Source organism: Desulfobulbaceae bacterium (assembly GCA_015231515.1).
In the GTDB taxonomy this organism is placed as follows: Bacteria; Desulfobacterota; Desulfobulbia; order Desulfobulbales; family VMSU01; genus JADGBM01.
In genome coordinates this window covers 1-7,357 of the sequence record JADGBM010000130.1, presented here as the reverse complement: position 1 = coordinate 7,357, position 7,357 = coordinate 1, and the positions used below count along the sequence as shown (strand labels likewise).

General features: G+C 45.6%; 7 protein-coding genes. All 7 read left to right on the top strand.

Annotation, left to right across the window (positions count from 1 at the left end; all coding sequences use genetic code 11):
- The first annotated feature begins 23 nt into the window (after positions 1–23).
- Positions 24–1,829 carry an indolepyruvate ferredoxin oxidoreductase subunit alpha gene (gene iorA / locus HQK80_14365; protein ID MBF0223382.1) on the top strand — a complete coding sequence of 602 codons (1,806 nt, stop codon included), beginning with the start codon at positions 24–26 and terminating at the stop codon, positions 1,827–1,829.
- Positions 1,826–2,410 (top strand): indolepyruvate oxidoreductase subunit beta, encoded by a 585-nt coding sequence (locus HQK80_14360; protein ID MBF0223381.1) that lies wholly within the window; start codon positions 1,826–1,828, stop codon positions 2,408–2,410. The genes iorA and HQK80_14360 overlap by 4 nt, the downstream gene beginning before the upstream one ends.
- A gap of 115 nt (positions 2,411–2,525) precedes the next feature.
- A complete protein-coding gene (locus HQK80_14355) occupies positions 2,526–3,824 on the top strand; it encodes a phenylacetate--CoA ligase (protein ID MBF0223380.1) in 1,299 nt (432 codons plus the stop codon).
- Positions 3,825–3,928: 104 nt separating this feature from the next.
- Positions 3,929–4,360: an ACT domain-containing protein gene (locus HQK80_14350; GenBank protein ID MBF0223379.1), complete on the top strand. Its 432-nt coding sequence runs from the start codon at positions 3,929–3,931 to the stop codon at positions 4,358–4,360.
- Positions 4,361–4,460: 100 nt separating this feature from the next.
- Positions 4,461–5,621 (top strand): ABC transporter substrate-binding protein, encoded by a 1,161-nt coding sequence (locus HQK80_14345; GenBank protein MBF0223378.1) that lies wholly within the window; start codon positions 4,461–4,463, stop codon positions 5,619–5,621.
- Between the two features lie 136 nt (positions 5,622–5,757).
- Complete coding sequence (locus HQK80_14340) at positions 5,758–6,648, top strand: branched-chain amino acid ABC transporter permease (GenBank protein ID MBF0223377.1); 891 nt, start codon at positions 5,758–5,760, stop codon at positions 6,646–6,648.
- The coding region (locus HQK80_14335) for a branched-chain amino acid ABC transporter permease (protein ID MBF0223376.1) at positions 6,648–7,357 on the top strand (710 nt) is incomplete at its 3' end. The genes HQK80_14340 and HQK80_14335, both read left to right, overlap by 1 nt.

Genomic DNA, 7,357 nt, shown 5'->3' with positions numbered 1-7,357 from the left:
TGCAGACGAATTAGGAGGAGATAGTGGCGAGAAATAATGAGTTGTGGCTTTCAGGGAATGAAGCAATTGCCTTGGGGGCATTTGAGGCAGGTGTTAAAGTTGCGTCTGGGTACCCTGGAACACCTTCAACAGAAATTTTGGAAAATCTATCTAAGTATGAGGGTGTATACACTGAATGGGCTCCGAATGAAAAAGTAGGAATTGAAGTTGCTATTGGCTCCTCTTTTGCGGGGGTCAGAGTACTTTCAACCATGAAGCATGTTGGGATGAATGTTGCGGCCGACCCGCTTTTTACCGCCTCATATACCGGGGGCAGAGCGGGGCTTGTTATTATCAACGCCGATGATCCTGAGATGCACTCATCGCAAAATGAGCAGGATAATCGCAATTATGCCTTTGCCGCAAAAGTTCCCATGCTTGAGCCTTCCGATCCAGCCGAGGCGAAAGAGTTTGTCAAACTGGCATTTGATATAAGTGAAGAGTTTGACGTTCCGGTTATTGTTCGTACAACAACCCGTATTGCTCATGTGAAGGGTCTTGTTGCAGAGGGTGAGATGCTGAAGTCAGGAGTCGAACCCGGTATAGAAAAAATGCCGGCAAAATTCGTTATGCTGCCGGGTAATGCCCGAAACCGGCGCAAGGTTATTGCTGAGCGCCAGCAAAAATTGGAGACCTTTGCTGAGACCTTTGCTTACAATAAAATTGAAATGGCAGATGTGAAAATAGGGATCATCACCAGTGGTATCTCCTATCTCTACGTTAAAGAGGCTTTTCCTGAGGCCTCTGTATTGAAATTAGGCATGGTCTATCCTTTTCCTAAACTGATGATCAGTGATTTTGCTTCCAAAGTAGATGAGCTGTTTATTGTTGAGGAACTCGATCCCTTTATTGAAACACATGTCAAGGCAATGGGCATCAAATGTACGGGGAAGGAGATCGTGCCTGCAATTGGCGAGTTAAATTCATTTATTTTGAAAAAGGCCTTCCAAAAAGAGAGCCCTGCACTGTTTTCTCCCGAAGAGTTGCCGCTAAGACCGCCCAATATGTGTGCCGGATGTCCTCATAGAGGGTTGTTTTATAGTCTGAAAAAATTAAAGGTTTTTGTGTCGGGCGATATTGGCTGTTACACTTTAGGCTTTTTGCCGCCGCTATCGGCAATGGATTCATGTGTTTGTATGGGGGCAAGTATCGGAATTGCTCATGGTATGGAAAAAGCCCTGGGACTTGAAGCTAAGGGTAAGGTTGTTGCTGTCCTTGGAGACTCAACCTTTTTTCACTCAGGCCTTACCGGTCTAGTAAACGTGGTCTACAATAAAGGATGCTCCACTGTGGTCATTTTAGATAACCGCATTACCGGTATGACTGGTCATCAGCACAATCCGGCATCAGGGCAGACACTTATGGGTGAACCAACCCATAGTATTGATATAAAAAATCTCTGTCATGCCCTTGGTGTAAAACATGTCGTAGAAGTTAATCCCCATCATCTTGGCGAAACAGAGACGGCGCTTAAAGAAGCGATTGAGTTTGACGGCCCCTCAGTGGTAATTACTAAGTCTCCATGTGTGTTGCTGCCTGAAGAAAAGAGACGAGTTAAACAACCGTATACGATTGATCCGAAATCTTGTACGGGCTGTAAATCCTGTCTGCGTTTGGGTTGCCCTGCTCTTAACTGGGTGCCGGTAACTGAGCAGCAGGCTCGGGAACTTGGTTTTAAGGAAAAACAAAAAGGTTATACACGGATAAGCGAGATGTGTAATGGTTGTGGGCAATGCGCGCAGCTCTGTAAGTTCGAGGCTATCACCAGAGCAGGGGAGGAAAGCGCATGAAGGCAGCAGGAAATATTCTTTTTTGTGGTGTAGGGGGGCAGGGAATTCTACTGGCAAGCGAGGTCACTGCCTATGCCTTGCTTGAAGAGGGGTTAGATGCCAAAAAAAGTGAAGTACATGGCATGGCTCAGCGCGGCGGGTCTGTTGTGGCCAACTTACGCTTTGGTGCTAAGGTTTATTCACCGTTAATTGATCCGGGGCAGGCTGACTATGTTGTGGCCTTTGAAATGATGGAGGCGGCACGGTATCTTCCTTTTATGCATCCGGGAACAAAGGTGGTTGTTAATACGCATACTATCGCACCGCCAGTGGTTGCAACAGGTAATGCAATCTATCCCGATAGGCTGATTGACTTGATTGAAGCCAATGGTATCTATGTTTTACCCGTTAACGGTTTTGAGATTGCCAAAGGTGTTGGTGAGATTCGAGCTGCCAATATTGCCCTTGTTGGAGCATTGTCTGCATACCTGCCTGTAGCCGAAGAAACCTTTGTCAAGGTGATGAAGGATAAGTTGCCGGCGAAAATTTTAGATCTAAACCTGAAGGCCTTTGCCGCAGGACGAAAGGCCGCACTGGCCTGAACTATTTGCTGCTGACTCACATGGCTTTTTTTAACTCAGAATCTGTATCTGTGTTTTTTGAATTTGTGCAAAGCAAGTTTGTGTCATTTTTTAAAAGGACATTTGGAGAAAATAGATGATTTTCAGTGATCAGGAAACTTTGTCTCGGGACCAACTGCAGATTTTGCAGCTGGATCGTCTGCAAAAACTTGTTGCGCGTGTGTATGAGAAAGTTCCCTACTATAAAGGCAAAATGGATGCCGCTGGGGTAGTTCCACAGGATATTAAAACTCTTGAAGATATCCGCAAACTGCCGTTTACGACCAAGGAGGATTTGCGAAAGAACTATCCTTTCGGTCTGTTCACTGTACCGATGGATGACGTGGTTCGTGTTCATGCGTCCTCTGGCACTACGGGTAAACCGACAGTTGTCGGTTACACTAAGGAAGATATTAAACTGTGGGCCGGTTTAATGGCAAGAAGCCTCTCTGCCGCTGGAGTCACTAAAAGTGATATGATTCAAAACGCCTATGGCTACGGGTTGTTTACCGGAGGGCTTGGTGCTCATTATGGTGCTGAAGAGCTCGGCGCCACAGTCATTCCTATTTCCGGAGGACAGACTAAGCGCCAGATCACCATCATGCAGGATTTTGGTTCTACCGTCTTGCTCTCGACACCCTCCTATGCCTTGAATTTGGCCGAGGCAATTGCCGATGCCGGAATTGATCCGGCATCGCTGGCACTTAAGGTAGGTATTTTCGGGGCCGAGCCCTGGAGCGAGAATATGCGTGAAGAGCTTGAGAGGAAACTATCCTTAAAGGCTATTGATATTTATGGCTTGAGTGAGATTATCGGCCCGGGTGTTGCGGTTGGGTGTATTGAAGAACAAAAAGGACTCCATATTTTTGAAGATCATTTCCTGCCCGAAATTGTCGATAGAGATACCTTTGAGCCGCTTGCTGTCGGTGAAGAGGGCGAACTTGTTTTTACTACCCTCACTAAAACGGCTTTTCCGGTGATTCGTTACCGAACCAAAGATATTTCCCGGCTTATTGATACACCTTGTTCCTGCGGCAGGTCATTTATGCGAATGCCGAAGGTTACTGGTCGCACCGATGACATGCTGATTATTCGCGGGGTCAACGTTTTCCCTTCGCAGATTGAGCATGTACTAATGAGTGTTGAAGGTGTCGAACCCCATTACCAGATCATAGTAGACCGCCAGGGTTCGATGGACACCATGGAGGTTCAGGTCGAAGTCAGTGAAAGTGTTTTTTCGGATGAAATAAAGAAACTTGAGGGTTTGAGCAAACGGATTCAGGCCGAGATTAAAGATCTGATTGGCTCATCCTGTAAGATATCTTTGGTTGAACCAAAAACCATCGCACGTAGCGAAGGCAAGGCTCAGCGCGTTATTGATAAACGGAAAATTTAGAAGCCCTCAGGAAACAACATGGCTATTTATTTGAGTGACAGACGGTAGACGTTTGTATAAAAGAGTTGATCTGCAGGTGCTACAAACACTCTCAAGGAGGGATGATGAAGGTCGAACAGATAGCTATTTTTTTGGAAAACAGGTCAGGACGTTTAGCTGAAATTACAGCAATTCTGGCAGAGAATGGTATTAATATTCGGGCACTTTCTCTTGCCGACACAGCCGATTTTGGAATCCTGCGCTTAATTGTCAATGATAACGACAAAGCCAAAAAGATTTTAAAGGAAAATGGTTTTACAGTTGGTAAGACTGAGGTCCTTGTGGTCGAAGTACCAGATCACCCTGGTGGGTTGGCAGGGACATTAAAGGTCATTAAAGCTGCTAATTTGAATGTTGAATATATGTATGCATTTGCTCAACGAAGCGGACAAACAGGTTTGATTATATTCCGTTTTGACGAGGTCGACCTTGCAATTGCGGCCCTGCAGAAGGCTGGTCTTCGCATCTTGACGGGAGAGGAAGTCTACGCGATTTAAATCTTTTTCCGTCTTGCCTGACGGTTTCTGATCAGGAAGTGATTTTATCCGCTTTGTAAAAATATACGAAGCATCTTTTATTAACGTTTAGGAGGGGAAAATGGGAAAACAGTGTAACAATCGATTCACTCAATGGTGTGCTGTTGCTTTTGTTGCAATGGCCTTATCTGTACCGGTCAATGCTTTTGCGAAAAGCATCAAGGTTGGTGCAATCCTGGCTGTAACCGGCGGGGCATCATTTCTCGGTGGCCCTGAGGCCCGGACAATAGAGATGCTGGCAGAAGAACTCAACGCTAACGGTGGTCTGAATGGCGATAAAATAGAGTTGATCATTAAGGATTCCGGCGGAAGTCCGGAAAAGGCGATCTCCTTTGCCAAGCAGCTTATCGAAGAAGAACAAGTGTTTGCAATCTTAGGGCCTTCCACCAGCGGGGAGACCATGAAGATAAAGAATATTGCTGAGGAAGGTAAAACGATTCTTATTTCCTGTGCAGCAGCCCAGGTTATTGTCAACCCTGTTGCGAAATATGTGTTTAAAACCCCTCAAAAAGATAGTCACGCTGTCCAGAAAATTTATAGCGCCATGAAGGAGCGTGGAATCTCAAAGATTGCGGTCTTATCTGGTAATACTGGTTTTGGTAATGCCGGAAAGGAACAACTTGAGGCTCTTGCCCCTGAGTTTGGTATAGAGATTCTGCTTTCAGAGGTTTACGACAAAAAGTCTACCGATCTCTCTTCAGTGGTAGCGAAGTTGATGGCTAACAAAGATATTCAAGCTGTTGTCAACTGGTCTATTGTTCCGGCCCAGGGTATTCTTGCTAAAAACATGCGTCAGGCCGGGTGGGATGTACCTCTCTTTCAGAGCCATGGTTTTGGCAACATCAAATATGTTGAGGCTGGCGGTGCGGCATCTGAAGGAATAATCTTTCCTGCGGGACGTCTTTTGGCCCCGGAAATTTTACCTGATGGCGATCCTCAAAAGGCTGTATTGTTAAAGTACAAAAGTGACTATGAGAGTAAATACAACGAGCCTGCCAGTACTTTTGGCGGTCACGGTTATGATGCCTTTAAGATTCTCTGCAAGGCTATCCTAGAAGTTGGACCAGACCGTGAAAAAGTTCGCGATGCTATTGAGAACATGAAAGGCTTTGCTGGAACCGGCGGTGTATTTAACTTCACTCCCGAAGATCATAATGGTCTTGATATTGATGCCTTTGCCATGTGGACAGTAAAAGACGGAAAGTTTACCCTGCTGAAATAATTTTCCTGCTTGATATGCCCGTATCGATAAGGGGTTGGGCTTTTTGCCCTGCCCCTTATTCTTTGTTGCTCTGTCTTTTGTTGTATCCTAAGTATTTTTTAATGTTCACCCTTAATCTGCGGCCCTAATTATCGTAATGACTGTAGAACTTTTTACTCAATATCTTTTTGCCGGGGTTACTTATGGTATTATCTATGCCATCGTTGCTATTGGTTTTAATATTATTTATAACACTACGGGCATAATCAACTTTGCCCAGGGTGAGTTTGTTATGTTGGGGGGCATGTTTGCGATTACCTTCAACTCTTTTTTACCCCTGCCAATTGCTATTTTCTGTTCGGTGATGATCACTATGGTCATCGGCGCCTTGATTGAAATTGTTTTTATCCGCTGGCTTGATAAACCTTCCGTCCTGCGATTGATTATTATCACTATTGGTATTTCAATCTTAACCAGGGAGGCGGCACTTCATTTTTGGGGAGATACTGTCCGCGCTCTACCATATTTTATCGGTAACGAGATAACCTCGGTTCAGATATTGGGGACCAATATTTCGCCCCAGGTTCTCTGGGTTATAGGAACCTGTTCTGTTATTGTACTGTTCTTGAGTGTGTTCTTTAAGTTTACATCCTTGGGCCAGGAGATGCGGGCCTGTGCTTCTAATAGGGTTGCGGCAACCCTGTGTGGTATCAACACTAAAAACATGGTCACCCTGTCGTTTATGTTAAGCGCTGGTATTGGCGCTCTGGCAGGTTGTGTTGTTTCGCCGATAACCTATACCGAGTATGACAGTGGAACGGGACTGGCCATAAAAGGTTTTACTGTTGCAATAATCGGTGGACTTGGAAATAGTATGGCTGCCGTTGCGGCAGGACTTCTTCTCGGTGTAATTGAGTCATTCAGTATATCGATTGTGCCACTTGCCTTTCAAGATGCGATCTCCATTGCAATCCTCCTGATTATTCTTTTTGTTCGGCCACATGGTATCTTTGGCAGTAGTGAAGCGGCGCGCTTAAAGGAGTTTTGATGACCAGAAAGAATATTTTTGCCATCATCGCCATGCTTCTCACCATGATAGGAATACAGCTCCTTTGTCACTGGTCTGGCAAGGCATTTTATCTGACTCAGTTAACGATGTCCGCTTACTACGCATTAGTTATTGTCGGTTTGTGTCTGGTCATGGGCTATGCAGGGCAGATTTCGCTGGGGCATGCCGGTTTTTTTGGTATTGGCGGTTATGTTTCAGCTGCTCTTACCACCCATAACTTCGCCCAGTATACTGACTCTGCGCTGGTCATTTTCTTGAAAAAATGCGGATTTCTCGTTGCCGGGCAGGATCTTTATGGCGGGAACCTGTTGACGTTCCCGCCGTGGAGTGCCTTTATTATCGCAGTGTGGCTGACCATTGTTATCGCTTTTGCCATTGGTATCCCTGTCTTGAAATTAAAAGGCCATTATCTGGCGATGGCCACACTTGGCTTTGGAACAATCATATATCGAGTTGCCTTGGCCTCTAGTTTTTTTGGCGAGGCCGATGGTATCTCGAGTGTGCCAGGCTTTGAACTATTGCCTGGCCTGGAAGTAAGCGGCAGTTTCTCTTCCCGGGTGCCCAATTACTATATTGCCTGCGGTATATTGGTTATTGGAGTTGTTCTGCTGCTTAACCTTATTAACTCCCGAGTGGGCAGAGCATTACGCGCAATTCATGGTTCGGGTGAAGCTGCTGAAGCAATGGG